24 protein-coding genes and 4 pseudogenes are annotated in these 23,740 nt (G+C 57.3%); 16 read left to right on the top strand and 12 right to left on the bottom strand.

All coding sequences use genetic code 11. From position 1 onward, the window contains the following. Window positions 1–82: 82 nt before the first annotated feature. Window positions 83–370, top strand: coding sequence for a helix-turn-helix transcriptional regulator (locus E3T31_RS10890; RefSeq protein ID WP_198417001.1), 288 nt, complete (start codon window positions 83–85; stop codon window positions 368–370). 63 nt (window positions 371–433) lie between these two features. Further along, window positions 434–1,330 carry a metallophosphoesterase gene (locus E3T31_RS10885; protein ID WP_134468728.1) on the top strand — a complete coding sequence of 299 codons (897 nt, stop codon included), beginning with the start codon at window positions 434–436 and terminating at the stop codon, window positions 1,328–1,330. A 968-nt stretch (window positions 1,331–2,298) separates the two neighbouring features. Here the strand turns inward: E3T31_RS10885 and E3T31_RS10880 are convergent. Further along, window positions 2,299–2,598, bottom strand: coding sequence for a hypothetical protein (locus E3T31_RS10880; protein WP_134468727.1), 300 nt, complete (start codon window positions 2,596–2,598; stop codon window positions 2,299–2,301). Window positions 2,599–2,824: 226 nt separating this feature from the next. Here E3T31_RS10880 and E3T31_RS10875 point away from each other — a divergent pair, with 226 nt between their 5' ends. After that, window positions 2,825–3,091, top strand: coding sequence for a hypothetical protein (locus E3T31_RS10875; protein WP_166788477.1), 267 nt, complete (start codon window positions 2,825–2,827; stop codon window positions 3,089–3,091). A 377-nt stretch (window positions 3,092–3,468) separates the two neighbouring features. On the opposite strand, the gene E3T31_RS10870 is transcribed toward E3T31_RS10875, so the two are convergent. Then, window positions 3,469–4,509 (bottom strand): hypothetical protein, encoded by a 1,041-nt coding sequence (locus E3T31_RS10870; protein ID WP_134468725.1) that lies wholly within the window; start codon window positions 4,507–4,509, stop codon window positions 3,469–3,471. Between the two features lie 456 nt (window positions 4,510–4,965). Beyond that, window positions 4,966–5,169, bottom strand: coding sequence for a hypothetical protein (locus E3T31_RS10865; protein WP_241977958.1), 204 nt, complete (start codon window positions 5,167–5,169; stop codon window positions 4,966–4,968). Between the two features lie 616 nt (window positions 5,170–5,785). Here E3T31_RS10865 and E3T31_RS10860 point away from each other — a divergent pair. The 4 genes and pseudogenes from E3T31_RS10860 to E3T31_RS10845 all read left to right on the top strand — a co-directional run. Beyond that, window positions 5,786–6,571, top strand: a complete 786-nt coding sequence (locus tag E3T31_RS10860) for a S8 family serine peptidase (RefSeq protein ID WP_104082777.1) — start codon at window positions 5,786–5,788, stop codon at window positions 6,569–6,571. Next, on the top strand, window positions 6,568–7,407 hold the full coding sequence (locus E3T31_RS10855) for a hypothetical protein (RefSeq protein ID WP_104082778.1): 840 nt from the start codon (window positions 6,568–6,570) through the stop codon (window positions 7,405–7,407). The genes E3T31_RS10860 and E3T31_RS10855 overlap by 4 nt, the downstream gene beginning before the upstream one ends. Next, window positions 7,407–8,039: a hypothetical protein gene (locus tag E3T31_RS10850; RefSeq protein ID WP_092452073.1), complete on the top strand. Its 633-nt coding sequence runs from the start codon at window positions 7,407–7,409 to the stop codon at window positions 8,037–8,039. The genes E3T31_RS10855 and E3T31_RS10850 overlap by 1 nt, the downstream gene beginning before the upstream one ends. 523 nt (window positions 8,040–8,562) lie before the next feature. Further along, a pseudogene (locus E3T31_RS10845) lies at window positions 8,563–9,144 on the top strand (recombinase family protein); the annotation flags it as partial. Window positions 9,145–9,216: 72 nt separating this feature from the next. Here the strand turns inward: E3T31_RS10845 and E3T31_RS10840 are convergent. After that, entirely contained in the window at window positions 9,217–9,645 is a 429-nt protein-coding gene (locus E3T31_RS10840) for a PRC-barrel domain-containing protein (protein ID WP_134468723.1), read from the bottom strand. Between the two features lie 919 nt (window positions 9,646–10,564). Here E3T31_RS10840 and E3T31_RS10835 point away from each other — a divergent pair. Further along, window positions 10,565–11,206 (top strand): DNA-3-methyladenine glycosylase, encoded by a 642-nt coding sequence (locus tag E3T31_RS10835; RefSeq protein WP_134468722.1) that lies wholly within the window; start codon window positions 10,565–10,567, stop codon window positions 11,204–11,206. A gap of 136 nt (window positions 11,207–11,342) precedes the next feature. Here the strand turns inward: E3T31_RS10835 and E3T31_RS10830 are convergent, their stop codons facing one another. Beyond that, window positions 11,343–11,552 (bottom strand): DUF2945 domain-containing protein, encoded by a 210-nt coding sequence (locus tag E3T31_RS10830; RefSeq protein WP_134468721.1) that lies wholly within the window; start codon window positions 11,550–11,552, stop codon window positions 11,343–11,345. Between the two features lie 90 nt (window positions 11,553–11,642). Then, window positions 11,643–12,176 carry a DUF488 family protein gene (locus E3T31_RS10825; RefSeq protein WP_134468720.1) on the bottom strand — a complete coding sequence of 178 codons (534 nt, stop codon included), beginning with the start codon at window positions 12,174–12,176 and terminating at the stop codon, window positions 11,643–11,645. A gap of 245 nt (window positions 12,177–12,421) precedes the next feature. Here E3T31_RS10825 and E3T31_RS10820 point away from each other — a divergent pair, with 245 nt between their 5' ends. From E3T31_RS10820 to E3T31_RS10805, 4 genes and pseudogenes are all read left to right on the top strand, one after another. Then, complete coding sequence (locus tag E3T31_RS10820; RefSeq protein ID WP_134468719.1) at window positions 12,422–13,159, top strand: dienelactone hydrolase family protein; 738 nt, start codon at window positions 12,422–12,424, stop codon at window positions 13,157–13,159. Window positions 13,160–13,315: 156 nt separating this feature from the next. Beyond that, window positions 13,316–13,660 (top strand): hypothetical protein, encoded by a 345-nt coding sequence (locus E3T31_RS10815; protein ID WP_134468718.1) that lies wholly within the window; start codon window positions 13,316–13,318, stop codon window positions 13,658–13,660. Window positions 13,661–13,775: 115 nt separating this feature from the next. Beyond that, window positions 13,776–14,327: a universal stress protein gene (locus E3T31_RS10810; protein WP_134468717.1), complete on the top strand. Its 552-nt coding sequence runs from the start codon at window positions 13,776–13,778 to the stop codon at window positions 14,325–14,327. Between the two features lie 11 nt (window positions 14,328–14,338). Further along, window positions 14,339–14,801 (top strand): annotated as a pseudogene (locus E3T31_RS10805) (transposase); the annotation flags it as partial. Window positions 14,802–14,836: 35 nt separating this feature from the next. Here the strand turns inward: E3T31_RS10805 and E3T31_RS10800 are convergent. Next, the gene (locus E3T31_RS10800) at window positions 14,837–17,158 is read right to left on the bottom strand and encodes an FdhF/YdeP family oxidoreductase (RefSeq protein WP_134468716.1); all 2,322 of its coding nucleotides are present in this window, start codon (window positions 17,156–17,158) and stop codon (window positions 14,837–14,839) included. A gap of 392 nt (window positions 17,159–17,550) precedes the next feature. Here E3T31_RS10800 and E3T31_RS10795 point away from each other — a divergent pair, with 392 nt between their 5' ends. The 3 genes and pseudogenes from E3T31_RS10795 to E3T31_RS18355 form a co-directional block, all read left to right on the top strand. Next, window positions 17,551–17,772: a YrhK family protein gene (locus E3T31_RS10795; protein WP_104081202.1), complete on the top strand. Its 222-nt coding sequence runs from the start codon at window positions 17,551–17,553 to the stop codon at window positions 17,770–17,772. A gap of 105 nt (window positions 17,773–17,877) precedes the next feature. Then, window positions 17,878–17,982: pseudogene (locus tag E3T31_RS18360) on the top strand (IS481 family transposase); the annotation flags it as partial. Beyond that, window positions 17,976–18,245: pseudogene (locus E3T31_RS18355) on the top strand (IS30 family transposase); the annotation flags it as partial. The pseudogenes E3T31_RS18360 and E3T31_RS18355, both read left to right, overlap by 7 nt. A gap of 59 nt (window positions 18,246–18,304) precedes the next feature. Here E3T31_RS18355 and E3T31_RS10785 read toward each other — a convergent pair. Beyond that, window positions 18,305–18,715 carry an ester cyclase gene (locus E3T31_RS10785; protein WP_134468715.1) on the bottom strand — a complete coding sequence of 137 codons (411 nt, stop codon included), beginning with the start codon at window positions 18,713–18,715 and terminating at the stop codon, window positions 18,305–18,307. A gap of 61 nt (window positions 18,716–18,776) precedes the next feature. Between E3T31_RS10785 and E3T31_RS18715 the strand changes: the two genes are divergently transcribed. Beyond that, window positions 18,777–18,944, top strand: coding sequence for a DUF3140 domain-containing protein (locus tag E3T31_RS18715; protein WP_134468714.1), 168 nt, complete (start codon window positions 18,777–18,779; stop codon window positions 18,942–18,944). A gap of 100 nt (window positions 18,945–19,044) precedes the next feature. On the opposite strand, the gene E3T31_RS10775 is transcribed toward E3T31_RS18715, so the two are convergent. From E3T31_RS10775 to E3T31_RS17825, 4 genes are all read right to left on the bottom strand, one after another. Beyond that, a complete protein-coding gene (locus E3T31_RS10775) occupies window positions 19,045–20,187 on the bottom strand; it encodes a glutathione-independent formaldehyde dehydrogenase (RefSeq protein ID WP_134468713.1) in 1,143 nt (380 codons plus the stop codon). Between the two features lie 477 nt (window positions 20,188–20,664). Then, window positions 20,665–21,336: an isochorismatase family protein gene (locus E3T31_RS10770; protein ID WP_134468712.1), complete on the bottom strand. Its 672-nt coding sequence runs from the start codon at window positions 21,334–21,336 to the stop codon at window positions 20,665–20,667. A 205-nt stretch (window positions 21,337–21,541) separates the two neighbouring features. Continuing rightward, window positions 21,542–22,660, bottom strand: a complete 1,119-nt coding sequence (locus tag E3T31_RS10765; RefSeq protein WP_134468711.1) for an aromatic acid exporter family protein — start codon at window positions 22,658–22,660, stop codon at window positions 21,542–21,544. A 554-nt stretch (window positions 22,661–23,214) separates the two neighbouring features. Beyond that, window positions 23,215–23,358, bottom strand: coding sequence for a GPGG-motif small membrane protein (locus E3T31_RS17825; RefSeq protein ID WP_166788475.1), 144 nt, complete (start codon window positions 23,356–23,358; stop codon window positions 23,215–23,217). Window positions 23,359–23,740 lie beyond the last annotated feature (382 nt).

Below are 23,740 nucleotides of genomic sequence, written 5' to 3'. Positions count from 1 at the left end.
TTGCACCTGCCCGGGCTGACATTTCCGCGATAGTCAACAGTTGTGTACTGTGGTTAACACTTGTTGACTCTCCAATTGAGTAGTGTCATTCCCCAAGCAAGGCCTAACGCCCGTACCAAAACGTAATGCTAATGCGGAACTGGAACCTAACTTCGATGCCCTGCGGAATGCTCTTGGAAGACGGCGGGCGGAACTAGGACTCACCTATGAAGCCCTCGCTGAACGTTCAGGGCTCAGCCGCACGGGGGTCATCAACCTTGAAGTGGGCAACCGTATCGGAACCCTTGCGACGTGGTTCGCAATTGCGCGCGCAATCGATGTTCCGTTCGGGCAACTCATGGAGCAGCTCAACGAGCCAAATAGCAGCTAGATTTTGGAGCTTGTCTTCAAGCGTTAATTCGAATGGACATCACCGATCTATGAACTCGGCATCATGAGCAAAAGAGGTTTCACCCTGGAGGTGCCTCCGGGCGGTTTCCATCCCATGCCTTTCCCGAAGAACCTCCGTTCATCGTCCTCCCCTACCGGTGTTCAGGATCGTGTCTCGCTTGAGGACGCTGATCTCATCGGCGTCATGGGCGACATCCACGGTGACTTGATACACGCGCTTCAGGTCTTACGAATTTTTGCCGATCGTGGAATCAGAACCGTGATTCAGCTTGGAGACTTCGGAGTAATTTGGCCCGGCGAGAATTGGCAAGTGTCTTTGCGAGACTTGTCGCGGGCCCTCACGCGGAATAAGCAGACACTTTATTTCGTCGATGGCAACCACGACTACCATCCTCGGATCCTTGGCTATCCGATAGACGAGAAGGGCTACCGATGGGTGAGTTGGAATGTCGCTCACTTGCCTCGCGGATTTCGAACTCAAGTAGGGAAGAGCCACGCTCTTGCTGCGCTCGGCGGCGCGAACAGCACAGACCGCGACCTCCGAAGCGAAAATGTGGACTGGTGGCCGACCGAGCAAATCAGCGGAGACGACCTCACCGCACTCGGCACGAAGCCCGTCGATGTTCTGGTCGGCCACGAATCGCCAATCCAGTACGTCCGGGATCCTGACCCACGAGTGCCCCCAGAAATCATGGAATACGCGAGGCAAAGCAACGAGATGTTCCGCCGAGCGGTTGTTCAGACTCGGCCCCAAATCACCTTCGGAGGTCACTACCACTTGCACAGAGACCAAATCGAGGAGTTCCCAACGCCAACTCCTCTGCGCGTGCGTTCAGTCGTCCTTGACATGAATGGAAATGACAGAGTCAGCCAGGCGATCCTCGACCCGAAAACACTGGAGATAGAGTTCTTACTTCGCAATGGCACGCTAGTTCCATAGCGACGAACATGAAAGGCATGGCCGCTCTTTTCCCTGAGGTGTGCCCAGCGGGTTCGAATACGGCTCACCGCGGACTCGCTCGGGCTGCGCGGACCCTTAGCCTCGGGATAACACCACGCCGAAAACCTCCTTGAGCTTCGCTGGCAAGGTGTCCGCGACTTCGCTAACACGATGACGGCAGCTAGACCGATTGACTTTCACCGTAACGGAGACGATGCCAATGACGTGTGCACCTTACCGAGGCCTCCGATTGGCGGTGAGCCTTTCACGCCGGCAGTTGACAGGTGTCCATGAGATTTATATGAAAAGCGCAGATAGAAATTTGAGGAGTGCAGAAAAAATGAGTGTAGCAAACTGGCGCGATGGCTGGCCCGTGTTTCGTGTGAACCTTGTCGACGAGACGGCTCGGTGCCTGGCGGATCAGCAGGCGGCTGCTACTGGCGGGCGGCGCCCACGTTGGGACGCGCTCACCAGCGCCCAACAAAGCAATTTGGCGGAGAACATCGCTGGTATTTTCCTCGCTCAAGACCAGGCCATGGACAACTTAACCATGCGGGGTCTCGCTCCCGGACAGTCCACAAGTCCGACAACTTGAGCTGCAGCATCGCGGGCTCCAGCAGCGGATGGAACCTGTCGCGAACAATCAGGCATCTTTGGTGCCCCGATAGCATCGGGCGTCGACCATCGCGACTTTTGCGTAGGTTTTCTACCGCGACGTGTCAAAGCACGGGCGGAGGTAATACTACAGAACTGCTGACAACTGCCTGGCCGCGTGAAAGAAGCCGCAGAGGCACTAAAGGTCGCCGCAGTCTCGACTGCCGGTAGGTAGCGATCTCACCAGAGGCAAAGTTTGAAGATCACACCGGTCCCGCGCTCGGGAGGCGCCCGTAAGCCGAACCCTCACTGGGACGACTCACCATTTCGAAACCGGGTCGCCGAGCGTCACCCAGACACGCGATCCGTTGCCGTCAGTGCTTCGCTGGGAAAGTCAGGCGACGGTTGTGAATCGTGATCACGGTCAGTGTGGCGAGAAGAACACCAACGACAACGACAATGCTCCATGTGCCGAGCACTCCGGTGAGCGCGGCCGCGCCGAAGACGAGGAGTCCGCCGCCGATGCTCTGCATCGCGATGGAGCCAGCCGGGATGATCGGAGGATTCCGGTAGAAGGGGATTCTCGTGCCGGAGTTGGCGCGAATGGTGCGGATCAAGGACGCGATGAAGAGCACAGTCCCCACGGCGGTCGCAATCCACCCGAACACATCCATGTCGACAAGCCTACTGATGCGGTCCTGTGGGGTCACTTTTTGCGTCGAAGAGGCGGAAGAGCTTCGCCTAGGGTCACGACCCGCCAACCAAGGTCATTCGCACGAGCTCGTGTGAGTTCGGAACGCAGCACGGACGCCCACCGTTGTTCTTGGCGCTGGAGGCGCTGTAGGCGCGGGGCTGGATTACAATAAATCTTGTGGTTAATGGAGGGATTTGGATATCACCATGGCTAGAAAACACATGACGCCTCTTGAACGACTTAACGATCCCAATGAAATTCTGAAGTTGTTTGCCTTTATGCAGCCCGCATCGCTTGTGGGCGGCATACTGGGCACCTGGATAAAGTCGTCCGCATCAAACGAGTCATTCTTTGAGATTCTCCCGCAGTATCTTCTCTTTGGTTGGGTGCCCATAGCGATCATTCTCGCGGTCGTAGGCATCCTGCTGTTCAAACGAGCGGAACGGAAGACAGTTAAGGGTCAGCGGGATTAGTTCCTCGGGGATATGAGCTGCATAAAGGATTCTTCTAAGATTGGCCTTATGGAGCTGTTAGCGGCGTACTCCTGCGCGGCGCGGTGTCATCGCTGATTCTGGGGTCCATGCGGGATGGAGGGATCGGCTTGCTGCATCCTCGTGTATTAGGGGTTAGCTCACGAAACGGAATAAATAGCACGTTGACATATCCCGCTCCCCAATAACGGCGAGATCGGAATCGCTCAAGGTGTAATGCTGGAGGCGCTGTTGCCGGTCGCCTGGAAACACGAGTAGCTGCTCCCGCACCGTTGCGGTCCGGACAGGACGACGAGGCATAGAAGCTCTTCTCTTAAACGAGGGAAACCAAGAACCACCCCGACCGCTCTGTGTCCGAGTTAGGGGGCAAGGTGAAAGGATTTCAGCAGCTCGTCGGGCAGGGTCAGGTTGGCCGTGTTTGATATGGTGCCATCGTCGAGCACTTTGAAGACTCCCTGCTGTGAGTCGACGAGCATTGTCTCTCCATCGATCACGTTCAGGAAGAGTACATAATCGTCTCCTTTGGAGAAGCCGATTACTTCAGCGGTCGAGCGTGGCACTATTACGGTGACGGTCTCATCGTTGAGATAGGTCCCTGTGCCGATGTAGCCGTCGACGTTCACGATTACGAGTTCAACTTTCTCGCCTTCATGTACCTCTGGGGTGGTGTGGTTTACTGTTGTGCGCATGATGATTTCTGCCGTATCTTGAGCCTCGGTGAGATTCCACGCATAGTTCGAGGTGCGAAAGAGTCCGCCCCCTTCAGCGATGTATAGGGAGCCGGCGATGCCGGTGCAGGTGACCACCACGATTATGGCAAGACGTTTGCCACCATGGGGGCTTTTGTTCACGGGTACGAGACCGGTAGAACGCCGCTGACGCAAATAGCGGATTAGGAGAAGTCCACCGCTGATTGCTGCCGCAACCCAAACCATGATTTGCACAACAAATAATTGGGTGTTATCTGGGTCCAGCGGCCACCGTGGCAGCCAGACCATCTCCAGGGCCGCTCCGAAGGGAACGACGAGACCAGCGAGTAACGCTCCCAGTCCGCGGCCGCGCGCGCCCGCACCGACAAGTCCCAACCCGGGCCCGAGTGCCAGGGCGATGAGTGACCAGTAGGACAATTCAAGTGCGTAACTGGTGAATGGCTCTCCTCGGAGCCATGAGTCGGTGGCGAAGTAAGCAGTGCAGGCGGCGAGTTCAGCGAGGATGCCGGTCAGGATTGCTGTGCGCCACGTCCCACCAATCCAGCCACCGAGCACCATTATTCCGGCCCATGCCCAACCGGAATTGAACACGAAAGAGAGCACAGACGCCCATTCATTCGTCACCGATGACAGAAGCCCCAAGCCGCCGCCGGCTGCAAGAGCGCAGACCACTTTCATCCAGCTGGACACCCCACAACTCTAAGCCATACCCAGTACGAAGGCGACGGCCGGCGTAGACGAGACATCTCCTCACCTTCGCACGCTTTGGTACGCGGCGATAGGAGTCGCGCGGATGCCGTCACAAGATGGGAGTCCAGCCGAAGAAAGCGGCGTTCGGCCGCAACGTCCCAGTAGCCGGACCCCCTACGGACGCTCCCTCGCGACAACTGGGCTCCGCATCGCGCTTGGGCGGGAGGTGCCCGTAAGACCCGCCCGTTGAGGATTCGCGCTCAGGTGCCTTTAACGCGACAAGGTTTCGACCGTTCAGACCGTCTCATAACCCATGCGATACGAAACAGGTCAGTTATGAGACACCACAGTCGTGAGAACTGGGGCAGCCTGGTCGACCTGGAACAGGCATTTCTATGTGTGGAAGACTCGAGAGTAGAGGGGATCTCCATGGGTGCGGGCAGCCTTGAGAGCGCATCAGGTCGGTCCCGGTTCGGAGTATTCTTCGTGCGAGATCGCACGGAGGATGCGGATGGTGCCGTCCAGGCCAGTGCCTGCACGGGTGCTGGTCTTGGCAAGTTGGCGAGGGGCTTCCAGCACTGGGAGCGACGTCGTTGTGCTCCGGCTGACCCGGGTTACTCCGCCAGTGCGGGCAGTGAGGTAGCCCTCGGATTCAAGCACTTTGTACGCCTTAGCGACGGTGCCAGGAGCGACATCGAGATCCTCCGCGAGCTGACGAACCAAGGGACGGCGCCCCTCGGCGTGCCCACAAGCGCGCAGTGGAACCTTCTCAGTCGGAGCTGCTCGTCCCCGTCCCTTTGACGATTTGGAGTAGTTGGACCCGCTCGTCGGGCGTCAGGGTTTCGCCCACTGAATGACGAGATGGTCGGATCTGTAGAAGTCGGCATGGCTGTAAATGACAGACTGTCGCGCACGGTCGAGGGACTGATACCGGTAGGTGCTGAACCGCACGATTGAGTGGGTGCTCAAGTCCTCAAATACTCAGTACTCACCGACATCGAAAAAAGAGAGATGCCCATGCTGGGCGAGGACGGAACTCAAATAGCCGCTTAATCGTCGCCCACATGAAAATTCCGTTGACTATTTCCGGATGGAGTTGACGCCGCGAGTTATCTCCGCCAATCTGAGTTTCACACGACATCTGGTTCGTGAGCATCGGGGGGAAAATGATGTTTCGAAAATGGGCGGGTGGATCGTATCGCCTGCGAGACCAGCCATTTAATGAACCGCTGCCCGGGGTAATTGTTCCGCGCGTGAAGTCAACGCAACGCATGTTTTGACCTCTCTCCGAGGGGGTCCCCGCAGACGCCCCGCGTTCCTTTCGACGTCAATCATTGTCGTCACAGCCCTTCTGTTGATAGGTTGCTCATCGGCATCGATCACGCCGGCGGTTCGAGACACAGTCGCGATCGCTCTCGTCGATAGCGGCCTCAACGATGAAAACGTCGACTTTAGCTGTTTTCATGTTTTCGATACTGACGCCGACGACCAAGGGCACGGCACTTTAGTCGCATCGATCGCAGCAGGAATCGATGAGGATAGCTGTCCTGCGTGGGCCCATCGAGTCACTTGGATTAGTTACTCCGTCTTCACTGCAGGAACCGCGTCGGCGGAGGACGTTGCGGACGCTATAGAGCAAGCTATCCGGGACCAGGTGGACGTCATTAACGTCAGCATCGCGATCGGGACGGACACCCGGGCCTTACGTGACTCGGTGAAACGCGCCGTTGAATCGGGAATCGTGGTGGTCGCGGCTGCTGGAAACAACCAAGGGATGGGGGCGGGCTACCCCGCCCGATACCCGGGAGTTATTTCCGTCGGCTCATTAGATGCCGCGGGCCATCCATCAAGCTTCTCGGCTATTGACCATGTGAATTACTTCGCACCCGGTGAAGACATTCCCGCGGTCGACCGCACGGGGGCCCGGCAGCTTGTCACCGGGACGTCAGCGGCTGCAGCAATGACCTCGAATCAAATCTTGAAAAGCTTGCTCGGCGTAGCTAAACCCGATTCCACCCTGTCCGCACTGATCGCTCACCAATCAAAGGAAGACAATCAATGAAAAAGATCGCCATCGGAGTCGTAGCGGCGCTGCTGCTCTCTGGATTCGCTTACTCGCCCGCGTTCGCAGAGACCAGCTCTGCCCCGGTAGAAGCTTCAGGCAGCGGGATGGTTGACGAGGAAAAGCTTGAATCCGCTTTCAACGACGCAGGATTGACACTGGAAGACGTGGACGCCTCGCTCACTAAAATCTCAGTCGAGACGACATCGGATTTGGGATCTGGCGAACCTGTCACGGCGCTGACAACGTTGTCGTTTGAGGACAGTAGCGCTCTTTTTTCTCTAGGGAGCATCGACACCGACTACAACGCCAACTACTCCATCCAGATACAAGAGTTGAACGACGAAGCCACCTCGTTCACCATGACAGACCTGGCCACTGGTGAGACAGAATCATATGCCGATGACGTGGGCTATGCCGCCTTCGTGCCAGTACTGGTTCTGGGAATACCTATCGCTCTAGAGATCTTGAAAACACTCCTGGTGGCATCTGCAGTTGTCATCGTCGCTGGTGTTACGTGGATCGCAGCCACTAACGCAATCGATGCCCTCAATAAAAAGGGATCAAGCTACCAACATTTCCGCGCAATGATTCTAAACGGCAAACTCGTGCTTGCAAATGGTATGTCGCTTTCCGCGGCCATCACATGGGGCCGCGGGGGGAAAGACACGTGGTCTCGCAGCGAGGCCGGCGCGCTCGCAGTTGCGAAAGGAATCAAAAACGGCCTGGCCGTAGTCGGACCTGAGCGCGATTCGGGCGGTCGCGGAAAATTCGCACACTTCCACCCGAGCAACCGCACCCCCGCAATGCACGCCTTTTTCGGACTACCCAATTGATGGACAATCACGAAGCTGACGACCGTTCAGACCTCCTGGCACGGTGGAAGAAGACCAATCCTCAGCGATGGACAACGGACGCCGTTGAAGAACACTTGAAACAGGGTTTTTGTGCATATGAAATCCCGCTCGAGGCCATTACACGCACTGACTATTCGAACGATGGAGAAGTCCGCGAGGACTTGATCTACTCGCTCTACACGATCACTCATCCGGACGTCCTATCCCGCCTGTACAGCGCAGAAGAGAAGGAAATGAAAGATGTTGGTCCTGATACGTACGATGAAAGCTGGCGGGGACTCTTCCTTCAAGAAACTTCGGGCAGTGACACTGACGATCTTGGAACGGCGCCTCTTGGAGACGCGTCTTGGCTGGCATACAACCTTCTAAACACTCAACATTTGGTGGGCCAACGCACCTCCATCGTGCTCGAGCAAGAAGACGGCCTCGTCACTGGTGCCAAGGTTTATGGGATGTCTGACCACCTAACGACGTACATGACCGCGCTGACCGGATACAGAGAGACTGGAACAGAAACTGACCAAAATTACTACTCGATGAAAACTGGCGACGTAAACGACGAAGCCTTCGTCTACTACCTCGACTGCCTCGCGCGACACAGCTTCATCTAGCCCGATACGAACAACACCTGTCAGGCTGCGGATGCTGACCCACGGTGATGCGGCAGAATTATGCTAGCTGCCGCTATCACCCGTTGGTCAGCACCGTAGTCTGACTCGTCAGAGGAACCTGCCAAGAAGTCGCCCTTGATGTGCCTCGCCCGGAGGCCAAAAAGCGGCCTATTCGATCCTGCGATGTCCGCGATCGCATAGTGGCCACCGGCCGCAGCCAGTTAATCGAACACCCCCCTCACGACGGAAATATTTCTCGGCCCATAAGCACACTGTCGTGCCGGCGTAAACGCGACCGTGGCATCAACTGCGGTCGCGACAACTGCCCTGCCCTGGAAAACTCCGCCATTCCACGAAACGGCTGTCTCGAAACCCTAGGGATACAAGACGTCTCACCGCCGTGGTCAGCGTTTCCTCAAAATCGTCGGAATCCGGCGGCACGGCGAGTCTTATAACTACGTCGCATAACCTTCTGCTGTAATTGCGATACGCACCGTTAGTTATGAGACACCCTCGGAGCACAGTGACAAAGCTGATCGGCTACGCGCGCGTATCCACGCACCAACGATCCACCGACCGGCAGCAAGTCGACGTCCTCGCCGTCGGCGTGCGGCGTGCGGCGTGACGACCTTTACGTCGACCATGGAATCTCAGGCGCTCAAGCATCACGGTCATACTTCGATCGCGCGCTCGACGCTCTCGAGGACGGCGACACCCTCGTCATTACGACCCTGCACCGGCTCGCCCGACCGACGCAGAATACGCTCGCATTTGCCAAAGAGCTCTGCGGCCGCAGTGCCGGCCTTCGCGTACTGAACCTCGGCGGTGGCGACGTCGATACGGCGACACCGATGGGGTCCATGCTACTCACGATCATGGCAGCGCTCGGACAGATGGAACACGAAATCAATCGAGAGCGTGTTGTTAACTCCATCAACAGACGCCGCGAAGCCGACCAGGATTTAGGCAGCCGCCCACGGCTCATCACCGACAGCCAAATCCGCAACGCCCATCGACTCATCGACGGCGAAGAGACAGCGACAACGGTTCCCGCGACCTTGGAATGTCTCGAGCAACGTTCTATCGCCGAACGCGGTCATTGGACCTCGCCGGAGTGTCATCTGAGGCGTCCGAACGTGCCCGTATAGCCTCCCCACACCGACCGGTGGATTCAGGCTTAGTACAGACCGGGGTAGTACGGGTAGGGCGGGTAGACATATCCCGTTCCCCAATAGGGCAAGAACCCGTAATAACCATAAGTGTCATGGAAGAAGACGTTGTCGTCAACGAGATCGGGATCATAGGACGGAGATCCAGCCACAGTGTCGGTCAATAGGTTTAGGTGGACGTCTTTATCGCCGATATGGGTGATCGCGTCGACAGGAATGAAGGACTTATCTTTGCCAATTCCCAGAAAACCGCCCGTGGCGACTTCAAAGAATCGCACTTTCTCTTCCTGCTCGTCGAGCAGGAGAGCGTCCACTTTCCCGAGGTTGTTGCCGTCCTTGTCGAGAACTCGGTACCCACGGATGTCGGAATCCGTCGCGGCGATGGTCATATTGGTGTCCTGTAGCCGGACGAGCTTGCTGCGCTCTGCAGATGTCATGATTCAAGTCCTTTCAATAGGCTGTGAGAGTGAGAATTGCAAGGAAGCGTCCAAAATAGAGGGTTACGCATCGGGGGTCTTTTGTCGATGCTGCCTAGACGAGCAGTCGAGGACCTCAGTCTCTTCATTCGACAACTGGCTGCCTTGATGAAGGGTGACCACACAGTCGCCGATTTTAGAGTCGCCGGAAAATTTTGCACTCGATAACCCCTCAGCGCAGTCCTTACAAAGTGCGCTGCTGAGGGGTGGAGCCATGATTAAAGGATATGCCTGCGGGTCCACTCGATCAAGGAGCCGCCGTAAACGATAGAAAATTTCTGCGTGGCTCTTTTGTTGCTTCATTTGAAACTTCCGCTTAGGCATGGTCTTGAAACGGTTAATGAAAATACATTCCCGATGTCTATTCATCAACATGTGTCCTCGATATCCCGGCTCATATGCCACGCAGCAGCCTGTCGTATACATGATCGACTCCCCATCTTGCGGCCGACTTGCTGCGCAACCGCATTAATCGACGTCGCATCGGCTACGAAGAAATTGTGTTTGCCTGCCTGTCACAACACGCTGGTTCTCGTTGTGAGTCGCGACCTTTCCCGGCATGCCTGGGAAAAAATCAGAGCCCGAGATCGGACTCTGAACCGTCCCTGATTTCCTGTCGCTTTCTTTCTGGTGAAAGGATTCCCCTCTCTGTCAACCTTGTGTAAGGCACCGGGATCGTCGCTGTGATCATCAACGTGGCCAGCCTGTTTTACTACCGGCACTACCTGGCACCATTCACTGCCCAAGCTTCCATTTTCCCCAGCGACCTCGGCACAGCCATTAGGCAGCTCACCCTATTGGCCTTGCTCAAGGACCGGCTTCCGAGACGCTCTCAGCGTCTCGTTCAAGTGTCGCCGCTGGGAGTGGATACGCTGACTAGATGACCTTGTTGACTGGATTTCATCTGGCGGACCGCGGGTTTTTCGCGCGCGACGTACTCGATGTCGCACCGGAAATTCTCGGCTGTATCCTTCAACGCACCGATGACGATGGCACTGTAGCCATTCAAGTCACCGAGGTCGAGGCGTATGCGGGTGAACGCGACCCCGGCGCGCACACCTATCGGGGTAAGACGAATCGGAATAAGACAATGTTCGGCCCTGCCGGACACCTTTACTGCTACTTCACCTATGGCATGCATCACGCGCTGAACCTCGTTACGGGGCAATCAGGCCAACCATACGGTTGTCTCGTCAGGGCAGGAAACGTGCTGGCAGGAACCGACATCGCCCGAAGCAGGCGAGAAAGCAAACCTCGAAAAGTTCCTCTCCGAGAAAGCAGTTTGGCGCGCGGCCCTGGCTGCGTTGCCCAAAGCTTTGGGGCAACCCTGTCAAACGACGGTGACAATCTTTTCGGCGGACAGTGGAAATTTTTTGTTCCTGACGACGAAATAGTCCTGCCCCACCGAACCGGCCCCCGCGTTGGCGTCAGCGGTCCCGGCGGCGATGCGACAAACTTTCCTTGGCGCTACTGGTTAGCGGATGCGTCATCCGTTTCAACATACAAACCAGGTCGCCCATAACCATAATCTCGAGGCAAATTGCGGCGAACCCGCCAATCCGAGAACGTCACCATCCGATCCGTGGCCGTCAGCAATCTGCCTGCAGTCGCGCAGGGCGCGCGCCTTTGCCGAAAACATTTATTGATCGCCGCAATGGCTAAATGTTTGTCAGTACCTCGCCCTTATGCATCGCCACATGGTCGGTCGTGTCGCTCGTAATCTCATACTGCGGATCTTCCGGGCTACAGCGGCGAATATGACCCTTGTACTCCACGTCTCTCGTATGAATCTTCGTGATAAAACCCTGCACATAACCGGCCTCAGAGTTCCAGCGCACGTGAGCGCCAACAGAGAATTTCACTGCCATGAGTATGCCTTCCACCACCACAATGTTGCCGAATGTCTTCAGAGTAATCGGTGCACCACCGTGCCCAACCCGGATTCGTACCCTTGTCGATCAATTTTCTGGCGGGTACCAGACACGGTCACCATCGACCTTCGCGAAACTGGTCATGGTGTGTGGCGTGGTCTTGGTCAGGCTCATAATGTCAACAACCTGCAGGCCGCGAGCCAGCAACGCATCGCCAATTAGTGATCGGTGACAACGCCACGGAACGGCCTCGGCACACATGATCGCTACCGTCTGCTTCTTCGCCAACGCGATCAACTCGTCAACACCGGCCACGAACTCGGGCGTTTGCATGTAATCGGCATAGTTGCGAAAGCTCTTATTACGCCACGCCCCGTTGATAGATGCCTCTGCCGCCGGAGTGTGCCGTAACCCGCCGAGCCCTGGGAGTCGCTGATAGTCGATACCTACCTCCGGCATGCTCGCGACAAGTTCGCGTTCCCCAAATTGCGGGTTGTGACGAGACCCCGGAACAGTCCGTACGTCGATGAGGCGTTTGACACCATTTGCATTCAACATTCCCACGAACTCCTCAATGGGATGAGTCGAATGCCCGATCGTGCACACACGGATACCAGCCATGCTCTATTGAACCGCACATGCTGCCCGCATCAGAAATGCCTGTTTTGTGCGCCCGACACTACGCTCCGCAACACTGTGCGGACGAGACCTCGTTTGCCAGCCACCACAGTGCATTCATCCTGCAGCCGTCGGTAACCTAGTCAGTGACGAAACTTCCTCGCTCCAGCCCACCGGTTCACGCAGGTCAAGCACTGACATCCCGGTAACGTCGCTGCCACCGGACGCCCTGAACGAACGGAGAAAGCATGGAACCGGTCCCGGCCCACTTTGATAATTCGCACGCGATAAACACTGCAGGGCCCGGCGGTGTCCCCCTGACAGTTTCAGTACCGGCGGGCATAGCCCGGGCTGGAGTAATTGTGCTCCACGAGGTCTGGGGCCTCTCCGCTCCAGTCACCGCTCTCGTCGCGCGCCTGGCCGACTGCGGTTATCTCACCGCCGCGCCGCACCTCTACCACCGCATCGCAGACCCCGTCGTCACCGATGGGAAATTCAGACAAGCCCGCCGTTACCACGACACATTAACGGCGGAAGGGCTCACATTCGACATCGAGAGCGCCCTGGCCTGGATCCGCGCCCAAGGAGCACAGAAAGTAGCGGTAATAGGTTTCTCCATGGGAGGCACCCTCGCATTGTGGGCGGCAGCAACACTGCACATCGACGCCGCAGTCACCTTCTACGGCGCCAGCTTAGCTTCGCCACGTTGGCCTGGCATCCTCAGCGGCATCGATGCCACACGCGTGCTCAAGGCACCCTGGCTAGGAATATATGCTGGCAAAGACACCAGCACCCCCGCCCGTGACCTCCAACAGATGCGCGAAATCCTGACCCACACCACCACGCAATCCTCGGTGGTTGTTTACCCCAAAGTCCGCCACGGCTTCGCGCTAGACCCAGACCTTCCACGCCACGCCGCAGACGAGACCGCAGATGCCTTCGCGCGAACGTCCCTCTTCCTGAAAACACATTTACGCGAAACTTGACAGCCACTTCCGTGAGAATCACCGCCAACCATCGACAGCGCTCATGGTCGATGTAAGACCATTTCCCAACCCCACCGCCGGTCGTCCACGTTGCAACGCCACACCCATTTACAAGCCCCGATCGCCGTCGAGTCGTGCCTCGCACACGATATTGAAGTGGAACAGGACGTCATCATCGTCGTCCTTCATCTCATTCAACCGAATCCAAAAGATCGGGGCGAGGTCGTATCCAATGCTGGCACGAAGAAATACAGAACTCACGGCGGCACGATTGTGGCCCTGTTTGTCTGCGTCCGTTCCAACATCGCTCGCCGCGCCACGGCTAAGTCCGCGGACCTTTCGAGTCGGATCAACGCGTCAACCGAATGGCATACTCTCGCCAGATACCGGAGTGAAGGCGTACCCGGGCGGCTGCGACCCTGGCGAAAAATTATGTGCCAGGACAAACCCGAACAAGCCATAGACGAAATCTGTCCACCGACCATCGCCAGTTCTTCCTGACCCGCACAAAAAACCGAACATTGGCTGAGCCGCTGTTCTCGCCGATAGCCTGGACCGATGATCAGATACCCGTCGTATCTAGGTCATGACGCAAACGAATCGCAAGGAGGAGCTCATGGACGATAGGGACAATAACTATTCCGGGACGGCGGGCTCGAATGATCTGGACGAGGCGCAGATCAGGGTTACCACAGTTCACCGCAATCTTGGACGGATCGTGGTGGGAGTTGATGGGGTAGCCGGGTCGGGAACTGCTTTGGATTGGGCAGTCAGTGAGGCACAACTGCGCGGTGTGCCCATTCATGTCGTCATGACTTGGCAGGAATCGCAAATCTATGGTGCCGACGGGATCGGGACATTGGGAATGAATCCGTTGGAGGATACGGCTCGTGAGTTGTCATCGGCAACATCCCGCGAGGTCGCTCAACTGGCCGAAAACGCGTCGCGTGGGCATGATGTGATGATGACCAGTGAGGCAGTTGAGGGGCATCCGGCAGAGGCCCTCCTTCTTGCCGCGGAAGATGCGGCAATGTTGGTGGTAGGGTCGCGAGGGCATGGCGGATTAGCCGGTGTTCTTCTTGGATCGGTGGGCCAGCATGTGGTGCCACACGCCCGATGTCCCGTTGTCGTGGTGCCGGATCTCATACATGAAGCCGACAGACCATAACCGTTCCAGACGCAAGCGGTCTGATGTCAGCGACACCGAAGAGCTCGCGGCCGTGAGTGAAGACGCTGCTGCATACCGTTTATGACCAGCCCGATGCAGACGCAGTGAATGCCCAGTTCGACCGGGTCCTGGACGCATCGGAACACAAGCTCCCGAAAGCGTGCGCATCTCGACACGGCCAGGGCCGACATTCTCGCGTTCACAGTGTTCCCGAAAGAGCCCTGGAAACAGATCTGGTCGAACAACCCGAACGAGCGCTTAAATAGGGAGACCAGGCGCCAGACCGATGTCGTCGGGATCTTCCCTAACAGGGACTCGATCATCCGTCTCGTGGGAGCTGTCCTTGCCGAGCAACACGATGAATGGGTCGAGTCCCGCCGCTATCTCGGCCTCGATGCCCTGGCCAAATCTCAGGCCGTCGGGACCGTTATGCCCGAGGAGGTGGCTATCGAGATCTCTGCCCCCAGCGCCTAATCAGCCGAGGGATCACAGGGAAACCGAAACACCACTCAAAAGGACTTGACCAGGGACTCCTGCTTCTGAGCAGGTTCCAGCCTGACGATGACGGCCTTGGATACCGGTGTGTTGCTGTCGTCGGCTACTTTGTCCAGGGGAACAAGAACGTTCGCCTCGGGAAAGTACGTGGCAGCGCACCCACGGGCGCTGGGATAGGCAACCACACGGTAATTGCGCAGTACTCGCTGCGCGCCATCATCGTGCACGCCGTGAATGTCCACCTGCTGGCCGTCCTCCAAGCTCAGTTCAGCGAGGTCTTCCGGATTCACGAAGACCACATGCCGGCCTTTCTTGATGCCCCGGTAACGGTCGTCGAAACCGTAAATGGTGGTGTTGAACTGGTCATGGGATCGCATAGTCTGCAGGATCAAGGTCGCGGCCGGCCGGCCAATAAACTCAAGCCCGTTGACAGTGATCATGGCCTTGCCCGTGGGCGTGTGGAAAGTGCGCGAGTCTCGCGGCCCGTTCGGCAACACAAAGCCGCCATCCTTCCGGATTTTTATGTTGTAGTCCTGGCATCCTTCCACCACGTGCGAGATGTGTTCGCGGATCAGATCGTAGTCTTTCTCGAATCCAGGCCAATCAGCGTTAGTCTTCTCCCCGATCGTCGCCCGTGCCAAGCGGGAGATAATGGCAACCTCGGAAAGCAGGCCAGGTGCAACCGGTTCAATCACGCCGAAGGAGGGATGCACCGCACAGACCGTGTCTTCGACCGACACGAATTGCTCTCCCGATGTCTGTCGGTCGACCTCGGTGCGGCCCATGGTCGGAAGAATAAGCGCTTCCTTGCCCACGACCGCGTGGGAGCGGTTCAGTTTGGTGGAGATCTGGACGGTCATGTCCGTGCCGTGCATCGCGGCTTCGGCGGCATTGGTATCCGCGATCGCCCCGACCAGGTTGCCTCCCAATGCCATGAAAAATTTGATGCCGCCGTCACGCATGGACTGGATTGTCTTGACCGCGTCCACTCCATGATCAATTGGCGGCTCGAAGCCGAATTCCTTGCCGAGTGCGTCCATGAATGACTGTGGCATTTGCTCCCAGATACCCATGGTCCTGTCGCCCTGGACATTGCTGTGGCCTCGGATCGGGCAAGCGCCAGCGCCCGGCTTGCCGATGTTTCCGCGCAGCAGAAGCAGGTTGATGATCTCCTTGATCGTGGCGACCGCTTTCTTGTGCTGGGTTATCCCCATCGCCCAGGTGATGATGACCCTCTCAGCTTTCAGGTATCGGGCCGCCAACTCATCGATCTCGTCTATGCGCAGGCCAGTCGCCTCCAGGACTGCACCCTCGTCCAGCTCCGCGAGGTGCAGTGTTAACTCCTCCAGCCCTTCACAGTGCTCGTCAAGGAATTGGCGGTCCAGAACTGTTCCCGGGTTTTCGGCCTCAGCATCGAGCACCCTTTTGGAGACGGCCTGTAACAGGGCCATGTCCCCGCCCAGCCTGATCTGAATGAACTGATCGGCAATCTCAGTCCCGTGGCCGATGATGCCCTTGACCTGCTGCGGGTTCTTGTATCTTCTCAGTCCCGCTTCCGGCAGGGGATTTACGGCGACAATTTCCGCGCCGTTGTCCTTGGCTTCCTCGAGAGCAGTGAGCATGCGGGGACTGTTGGTTCCCGGATTCTGGCCCATGATAATGATCAGATCGGCCTTGCCGAAATCATCGTAGGCGATCGTGGACTTGCCAATTCCAATGGTCGGGTCCAAGGCCCGACCGGTTGATTCGTGGCACATATTGGAGCAGTCGGGCAGGTTATTCGTCCCGTAGCTGCGGGCGAAAAGCTGATACGCGAAGGCGGCCTCGTTGGACGCGCGACCGCTGGTGTAAAAGACAGCCTCATTGGGGGACTCGAGGCTGTTGAGCTTGTTGCCGACGATGGCGAATGCCTTGTCCCAGCTGATAGGCCGGTAGTGGTCCTCACCGGCTGGCTTATAGACAGGTTCAGTCAGGCGTCCCTGCGTGCCCAGCCAATACTCCGAACGCGTGAGCAGGTCGCTGACCGAATGCTCGGCCCAAAAACTGGAGGACACGACAATGGGCGTCGCTTCCCAGGTGACGGCCTTGGCGCCGTTTTCGCAGAACTCGAATGCCTTGCGATGATCAGGATCCGGCCACGCACAGCTCATGCAATCGAAGCCGTCCTTCTGGTTCAGAGACAGCATCGTCTTTCGCGTTCGATCCACGCCCATATCCTTGATCGCCGGAATCATTGAGTGCAGCACACCGGGCATCCCAGCGGCCCAGTCCTTAGGCTTCCCAACTTCAATGTCGCTGTCTTGAGGTTCGTTCACCGGAGGGTTCTCGCGCATCATGACCACTCTCTTCCCGCTTGTAACAGCAGCGACCAGAATCAATCGTGCCGACCATATCAGGACTAACAGGTGCGCTCAGGCATAGCAACTAAAACGATTAAATTGCCACCCCCGACGCGAGTAGCCTGAGCGAATGCAGGCATTTATCGAACACTGTCACGTTGGGAGACGAGACCGTGATTGGGCACTATGAAACGCGGTCGCGGCCAAAGGATCGCCATTCAAGAGGGTTGATTTGAAGTCCTTGCCTGATGTCGGGGAGCTTCCCTTCGGCCGGCTCGACTGGCACAACAACCGGCGTCTCCACAACGCTCTCGAGAGCGTTCCGCCGCAGGAATCGGTCAGCACAATCGGGTTGTCATCGCCCATGAAAAAACTGAAGGAATCTCATCATGATTCGCACCCTCGTCCAAGATTACGAACATATCCACACCACCATAGGCATCAGCGGCAACCTGTTGTTCGTCGTCGGCTCTGTGCTTTTCTTCAAAGCCTTTAACCACTTCTATACGCTTGCGGTCTGGCTGTTCGTCATCGGTTCAATCTTCATGTTTATCGGCGCGCTCGGGGGTGGCCTGCACCGAATGCTGCAGCGTCGCAACAATAGGGTCTAGGTGTTGTTCCCACGGTGGTTGTATGCAGCGTGGCTGGAGTAAAAAGGTGAGGACCTCCGGTATCGATTGGGTTACCACGCTCAAGCCGATGCCACGGAGGCCCTCATCTCTTACGTTACTCACGCCAACGCACCCCTGACGCCCGAGGGACGCCTGAAACTCGTCCAGCTCGTCACCCGCGACGGCTGGGCCCAAGCCCGCGCCGCGGAACCGAGCTCGCAGGGTATGCCGACGTCCAAACCGCCCTCGACACGACGCTCTACTTCTGTGACCCGCACTCACCTTGGCAGCGCGGCAGCAACGAGAACACGAATCGCCTCCTGCGGTTCTGGATCGAGAAGGGCTCCGACCTCTCCACACACAGTGCCGAGGACCTACGCCGCACGGCCGCCAAGCTCAACCGACGCCCTCGCCCGACCCTCGACCTCGACACCCCGGGTCAACGACTCAACCAGCTGCTCCTCGCAGCCTAAAACACTGCGTTGCTCCGACGACTTGACTTTGCCCTGATTGAAACGCCAGTAGTCGCAAATTACGGTGCCAAGCCGAGCTGTTCGAGCATGCCCTGTTGGTCGCTGCTACCCCACCGCTCGACAAGTCTCCCGTTCTCAAACCGGCTAATTTGCATGCCACGAACCGACATCCTTTTACCAGTGGCAGCGTGGCCCATCAAAGGTCCTTGATGGGTGCCGGTGAGGATATAAGCGAATGCGACGTCGGTATCGTTGGCGACGAGACGCTCAACTGCGATGTGCAGGTCTGGAAAAGCGGCAATCATCTCGCCAAAAAACGCTTTGTAACCCTCAGGACCAGGGCCTTGCCCAGGGGCAGGGTCGTTATCGACTGCATCTTTTGCCACGAGGTTGTCGAGAAGGTCGAGTTTTCCGCTGTTCACGGCGTCACCAAACTTCTGCTGGGCTGCGATATTCATTTCTTGACTCATGTGTTTACTCTCTTCCTAGACATTTACCGCGGCTGGGTTTGTATAGGCCACGGGTGATCATATGTCTGCAATTCTTAGAATGAAAAAGGCCGAACTGACCGCGTCCGATATCGAACACATATATAGGGTGGTCAGCTACGTGAAGCGGCACAGGGCACGGGGCACAGATTTCGACGCCGAGCACTCACGATGGCGATACTCGTTAATGAACTGGGAAATGACCCACTAAAAACGTAGCGGCAGAGGAACTGCGCGGTCTGGTTCTCCCTGCCGCGCGCGCCGTAATTTGGACCACAGAAGCGAGGTCAAATGGGCCGCTAGGGGTTGGCCTATTCGGGCTTGAGGATAACTTTGGTCCACCCGTCGGTGCGGTCGCGAAAGTTCTTATAAGCATCCGAGGCATCGCTAAGGGGAATCTCGTGAGAAACGATCCATGATGGCTTGGCTTTACCCACAGCTATCAGCTCGCGCAACTGCCGATTATATTTCTTCACCGGGCATTGGCCACTGCCAATGTTTATTCCCTTGAGCCACTGCAGGCCATAGTCAATAGCAATCTTGCCCTGCTTAGCGTTCTCGTCGATGCCGCCAGGATCTGCCGGCAGGAAAACACCGACCACACCAATTCCGCCGGTGATGCGCACAGATCGAATTAGCCGGTTCAGAGTCATGGCAGGATCTTCGGTGCCCTGGGGGTCGTGGGCCTGATAGCCCACGCATTCACAACCCCGATCCGCGCCAATACCCTTGGTCTGGTCCAAAACGAACTGAACCGGGTCCGTCTTCGAGTCATCAACGGGAATCGCGCCGATCTGCTCGGCCAGGGCAAGCCGGTCTGGGCGTCGATCCACCACCCAGACTTTACTCGCGCCCTTGATCGTGGCAGACAGGGCAGCCATCAGCCCGACCGGACCCGCACCGTAAATCACTACTGTGTCACCGGGGATAACGCCGGCCATCTCGGTAGCGTGGTAGCCGGTAGGGAAGATATCCGAAAGCATCACGTAATCGTTTTGCTTTTCTATGGCGTCTTCACCCAGGCGCAAGCAGTTATTGTCGCCGTAGGGCACACGCAGCATTTGGGCCTGCCCGCCAGGATACGGTCCCATTCCCGCGAAGCCGTAGGCGGCGCCCGCACCGACCGGGTCTGGTTGAGTGGTCATGCAGTAGTTGGTGAAACCTCGTTCGCAATTCTTGCAAAACCCGCAAGAAATATTGAACGGCAGCACGACGCGTTCGCCGACTTTTACCTTGTCGACGCCGTTACCGATCTCGATGACCTCGCCCATATTTTCGTGGCCAAACGTGCGTCCAGTTTCGAAATTGGTGCGTCCCTCGTACATGTGTAAATCTGAACCGCAAATATTCGTGGCCGTGATGCGTACGAGAACGTCAGTGGGACGTTCAATCGTGGCATCTGGAACGTCTTCAACGTTGACCTCGTTGGGGCCCTTATAAACGACTGCCTTCATTTTTTCTCTCCCTGGTTTTCATGACCGTAAACATGAACGGTCCGTTTTCACTTTCGGAGGTGTACGACTTTTAATACCCGGGCAGCCTCGAGCTGCCCGCTAGTTGTGCATACCTCGGCGAATTCAAGCGGTCGTCGCAACGAAGGGATGAATTCGTCGAGCGTGGAATGGGACGCGAGGAGACACCATTGACTGCGATCGAGGCCACCTTTTCGGTCCCAAATACCTTTCCACCGAGGTATCCGCGGCAGGTCAGTCGTCAATTAACGCGATCGACAGTACACGTGGCGCATCAGTCGGTCCATCGTTCCCGATGGCTGCTGCACGTTCTGTTCGACGACACTCGGAATAGCCATCAGCTCTTGGGTATAGCTGAGTTTGGGACTTTTCTTCAGCAAGCGTTGATGAAAACCGCTCGCAGATCGCCGTAAATGGAGGACTCGGTGGGGACCAGCGGCGGCTTTGCCGAACCGCAGCTCACAGGTCTCCCACGGATACGGCGGATTCCAACATTTCTATTGCTCGCTCGGTGGTAAGCACTACCCCGGCGATGTAGTTGAAGTTGGTCAGGGCGGCCGCATACCCGTCGCCGAGTTCAGGGTGCTGCGCAGCGGCGGTCGCGTCGGCAACGACGGCCACGTCAAATCCCTGTTCCAACAGTTCACGTAGGTGGCTTTCGATGCACAGGTTTGCTGACATTCCTGCGAGCACAACCTTGCTAATTCCGCGTTTACGCAGCTGGAGCACGAGGTCGTTCTGCTCGGGTCCGTAGATCTTGTGCGGGCTACACACTACCGTCTTGCCGTCTTGCAGGAACGGTTTGTAGCGTTCCAGCCAGTCAGCTCCTGAGCCAGAAAATCCGTCAAGATCCAAGGGCCCCGGCCGATCGAACATGCCGATCTTGTGCATCATCTTTTCCAAGGTTCCGCCGAATTCCCACTGGTGATCGTAGGGAAAATAATAATGCGGAGATACGAAAACTTCATACCCAGAGGCCTTGGCACTCACGAGCAGCTGCTCAATGTGCTCGACGGTGTTATTCTCTTCGACGCTCTTACCGACCAGTTCCCAAGTCGCACCGGTAGGGCTGAGAAAATCGTTTTGTGGGTCCGTCAGCACGAGCGCTGTGGTGGATGTATCAAACAACATAAAAATTCTCCTTCATCAAAAGTCACGAGTAGTGATGGCGTTGGGCGTGGTGACCTCCTAATGCGAATCGGATGAAATAGTTTCTGCAACCCTCTTCACCGTACCGAAGGCTAATCCAAGGTCAACCCGGGTAAGGAAAAACTCGCAGGAACAGGAAGGTACCTGTGCGCGGAACCTCAGCAGCGTGAACATGCGATGGGATGGGCTAAACGACGGGTGAGGGAGACCCTTCAGAATCCCTCTCGGTCCCAGGGCGTAGCGCGACTAAAATGCGTTTCAGATCGATGACGATCGCGGCCGTGGGGCTGAGCGATGTCGCCCCGGCACCCAACTCTTGCATGCCGTGCAGAATCGCTTCGACTGCCGCTACGGCGTTATCAAAGGGTGCGCTATCACGCGGGCCGTCGTCTGTGGCACGCAAAGTTTCCGCGACCGCGTGCAGGGCATCGCTCAGAACCGGCCGCAGTGCGGGCGGCAGCTCAAGGGGAATCGGTTTACCCCAGATCATGCCTGCAAAAACTTCAGTCAGGTTGCGCACGTGAAAAGTGACGTTCTCCAGAGCCGCGAGGTCCTCATAGTCAACAACAAGATTTCTGCGGTTGAACCGAGCGCGAGGGTTACCCTTACGACTCTCGTCGGCGTATTGCACAGCCGACCTGACATCTCGGGCCGCGTCGGAGAGTGCGTTGTCCCTGGTCGCCCAAAGTTCACGCTCCGGAGGCCAACTCTCGACCAATGCCACGCCGATATCGCTGAGGTGTGTGGCGAGGGTGCCTCGAAAACTGGTCAACCGCTCGACAGCCGTGCCGACGGCAAGCGGCGGCAAAATTAGCAGGTTGACCAAAAGTCCCACCATTATTCCCAGACAGACTTGGGCGAGATAACCGGCCGTGTAACCATCGGCTTCCGGGCCGCCGATGATGAGAACGAAAAGAGCAGTCAGGGGTACTTGTTCCCCGCCCACACCAAGCCATCGCATTCCCCCAATAAGGGAGCCAAAGCCCATGACCAGCGAGATCGTCCACACGCTAGGCTCGCTCAGGAGGAGCACGGCCCCGGCGAGGGCGATTCCCACGGCGAGCCCAGCGAGGGTTTGTAAAGCGCTGCGGAGCGAACGCATAAGCGTGGGGTGCATGCTCAAAAGTGCGCCCAGCGGCGCGTAGTACCGCAATTCCTGAGCATCCCCAGGGAGGAAAGGGGACAGCGTCCAGGCGATCGCCACAGCAACAGCGATCTTGGCGACCTGGATAAATCGCGGAGGTTGAAGACGACGACGAACCGACGCCAGCCGTGATGCGTTCCACGGAAAAATCATTCTCGGCATCGTCTAAGTCTCTTCCGCGGCAACGGAGAGTTGTGATCCTCTCGCCCCTCAGGTTAAGCGCAAATGCTGGCGAGGCGCTGGGAAACATCCGACAAGAAAAGCACTCCCGCAGTAGCCGGTACGGCGCTCAGAATTTTCGAAAAGGATGTCCACCTCCGTTCACGCCGTGTCCGACAACGCGACGGCGATATCGAATCAATGCGGATCTTGCTCGCGGAACGCGCTTCAGCCAACAAGGCACGCACCGCGAGCATCAATCAGATCCACGCACTGTTGGTCAGCGCGCCCGAGGCAACCCGACAAAATTATCGTCGCTTTGACGGCGACAAACTGGCGGTCACTCTCGCGCGCACACGTCCGGCGCCGGGGACCACTCCGGAACTGATAGCTCGAGCATCCGCGAAACGGGTCGCGCAACGCCACCACGCGCTAACGGTAGACATTGCCCATATCGTCATGCAGCGCTCAGACAACGAAGAGCGTCAGCGGATCCTTCACGCCGAAACCGTTCCGGAGCTCCGCCACGCCCCGAAACGGCTACTCGATCCGCAGTCTCAACTGAAGAGGCTCACGCCACCTGGACCAACCAGCAGCCCCACGACGATGAGCACAATACCCCAGAGAACCTGTCGTCGAAATAGAGCGACAATGCCTGCAATAACGAGGATTACCGCAATGATCCAGAGAATTGTTGCCATGGTGCTGCTCCATTTCATTCAGCGCCGACGGGCCGTACGCCCATAGCGGTTTTCGATCTGTTGAATCGAACGTACCCCCTGCTCGGTCTCTGATCACTGTGTTTTATCCAAAATGGCGTGGAGGTGAGACGCTGTCATCATGTGTTAGCCGCCATGCGAAACGACCAAGAGAACCCAAGCACGGTCCCGTCCCCCCGAGGGGACGCTCCTATTGATGTCAAGCGGCTTTTTGTGCCGCCTTGGTTTATTGAGTTTTGTCGTCGAGCCATGCGCTGAAGGCGACTTCCAGATTGGTGTCAGCATGTTCGGGCACTCGCGTCTATGGCCAGCAAAAGACACCAGCGAAAAGGAACCTCCCCCTTAACGCCGCCATATAAATTCG

It is taken from the genome of Cryobacterium sp. TMS1-13-1 (genome assembly GCF_004403125.1).
In the GTDB taxonomy this organism is placed as follows: Bacteria; Actinomycetota; Actinomycetes; order Actinomycetales; family Microbacteriaceae; genus Cryobacterium; species Cryobacterium levicorallinum.
Note: the sequence above shows the minus strand (reverse complement) of the source record. Positions and strands in the feature narration are given on the sequence as shown.

Excerpts from the sequence above, each read along its gene's own strand:
- E3T31_RS17825 (WP_166788475.1), bottom strand. The coding sequence starts at position 23,358 with ATGGCAACAATTCTCTGGATCATTGCGGTAATCCTCGTTATTGCAGGC.
- E3T31_RS10835 (WP_134468722.1), top strand. The coding sequence starts at position 10,565 with ATGACCTTGTTGACTGGATTTCATCTGGCGGACCGCGGGTTTTTCGCG.
- E3T31_RS10850 (WP_092452073.1), top strand. The coding sequence starts at position 7,407 with ATGGACAATCACGAAGCTGACGACCGTTCAGACCTCCTGGCACGGTGG.
- E3T31_RS10820 (WP_134468719.1), top strand. The coding sequence starts at position 12,422 with ATGGAACCGGTCCCGGCCCACTTTGATAATTCGCACGCGATAAACACT.
- E3T31_RS10855 (WP_104082778.1), top strand. The coding sequence starts at position 6,568 with ATGAAAAAGATCGCCATCGGAGTCGTAGCGGCGCTGCTGCTCTCTGGA.
- E3T31_RS18715 (WP_134468714.1), top strand. The coding sequence starts at position 18,777 with ATGTCTGCAATTCTTAGAATGAAAAAGGCCGAACTGACCGCGTCCGAT.
- E3T31_RS10765 (WP_134468711.1), bottom strand. The coding sequence starts at position 22,660 with ATGCCGAGAATGATTTTTCCGTGGAACGCATCACGGCTGGCGTCGGTT.
- E3T31_RS10885 (WP_134468728.1), top strand. The coding sequence starts at position 434 with ATGAGCAAAAGAGGTTTCACCCTGGAGGTGCCTCCGGGCGGTTTCCAT.
- E3T31_RS10810 (WP_134468717.1), top strand. The coding sequence starts at position 13,776 with ATGGACGATAGGGACAATAACTATTCCGGGACGGCGGGCTCGAATGAT.
- E3T31_RS10880 (WP_134468727.1), bottom strand. The coding sequence starts at position 2,598 with ATGGATGTGTTCGGGTGGATTGCGACCGCCGTGGGGACTGTGCTCTTC.
- E3T31_RS10825 (WP_134468720.1), bottom strand. The coding sequence starts at position 12,176 with ATGGCTGGTATCCGTGTGTGCACGATCGGGCATTCGACTCATCCCATT.
- E3T31_RS10785 (WP_134468715.1), bottom strand. The coding sequence starts at position 18,715 with ATGAGTCAAGAAATGAATATCGCAGCCCAGCAGAAGTTTGGTGACGCC.
- E3T31_RS10800 (WP_134468716.1), bottom strand. The coding sequence starts at position 17,158 with ATGATGCGCGAGAACCCTCCGGTGAACGAACCTCAAGACAGCGACATT.
- E3T31_RS10840 (WP_134468723.1), bottom strand. The coding sequence starts at position 9,645 with ATGACATCTGCAGAGCGCAGCAAGCTCGTCCGGCTACAGGACACCAAT.
- E3T31_RS10830 (WP_134468721.1), bottom strand. The coding sequence starts at position 11,552 with ATGGCAGTGAAATTCTCTGTTGGCGCTCACGTGCGCTGGAACTCTGAG.
- E3T31_RS10875 (WP_166788477.1), top strand. The coding sequence starts at position 2,825 with ATGGCTAGAAAACACATGACGCCTCTTGAACGACTTAACGATCCCAAT.
- E3T31_RS10775 (WP_134468713.1), bottom strand. The coding sequence starts at position 20,187 with ATGAAGGCAGTCGTTTATAAGGGCCCCAACGAGGTCAACGTTGAAGAC.
- E3T31_RS10770 (WP_134468712.1), bottom strand. The coding sequence starts at position 21,336 with ATGTTGTTTGATACATCCACCACAGCGCTCGTGCTGACGGACCCACAA.
- E3T31_RS10795 (WP_104081202.1), top strand. The coding sequence starts at position 17,551 with ATGATTCGCACCCTCGTCCAAGATTACGAACATATCCACACCACCATA.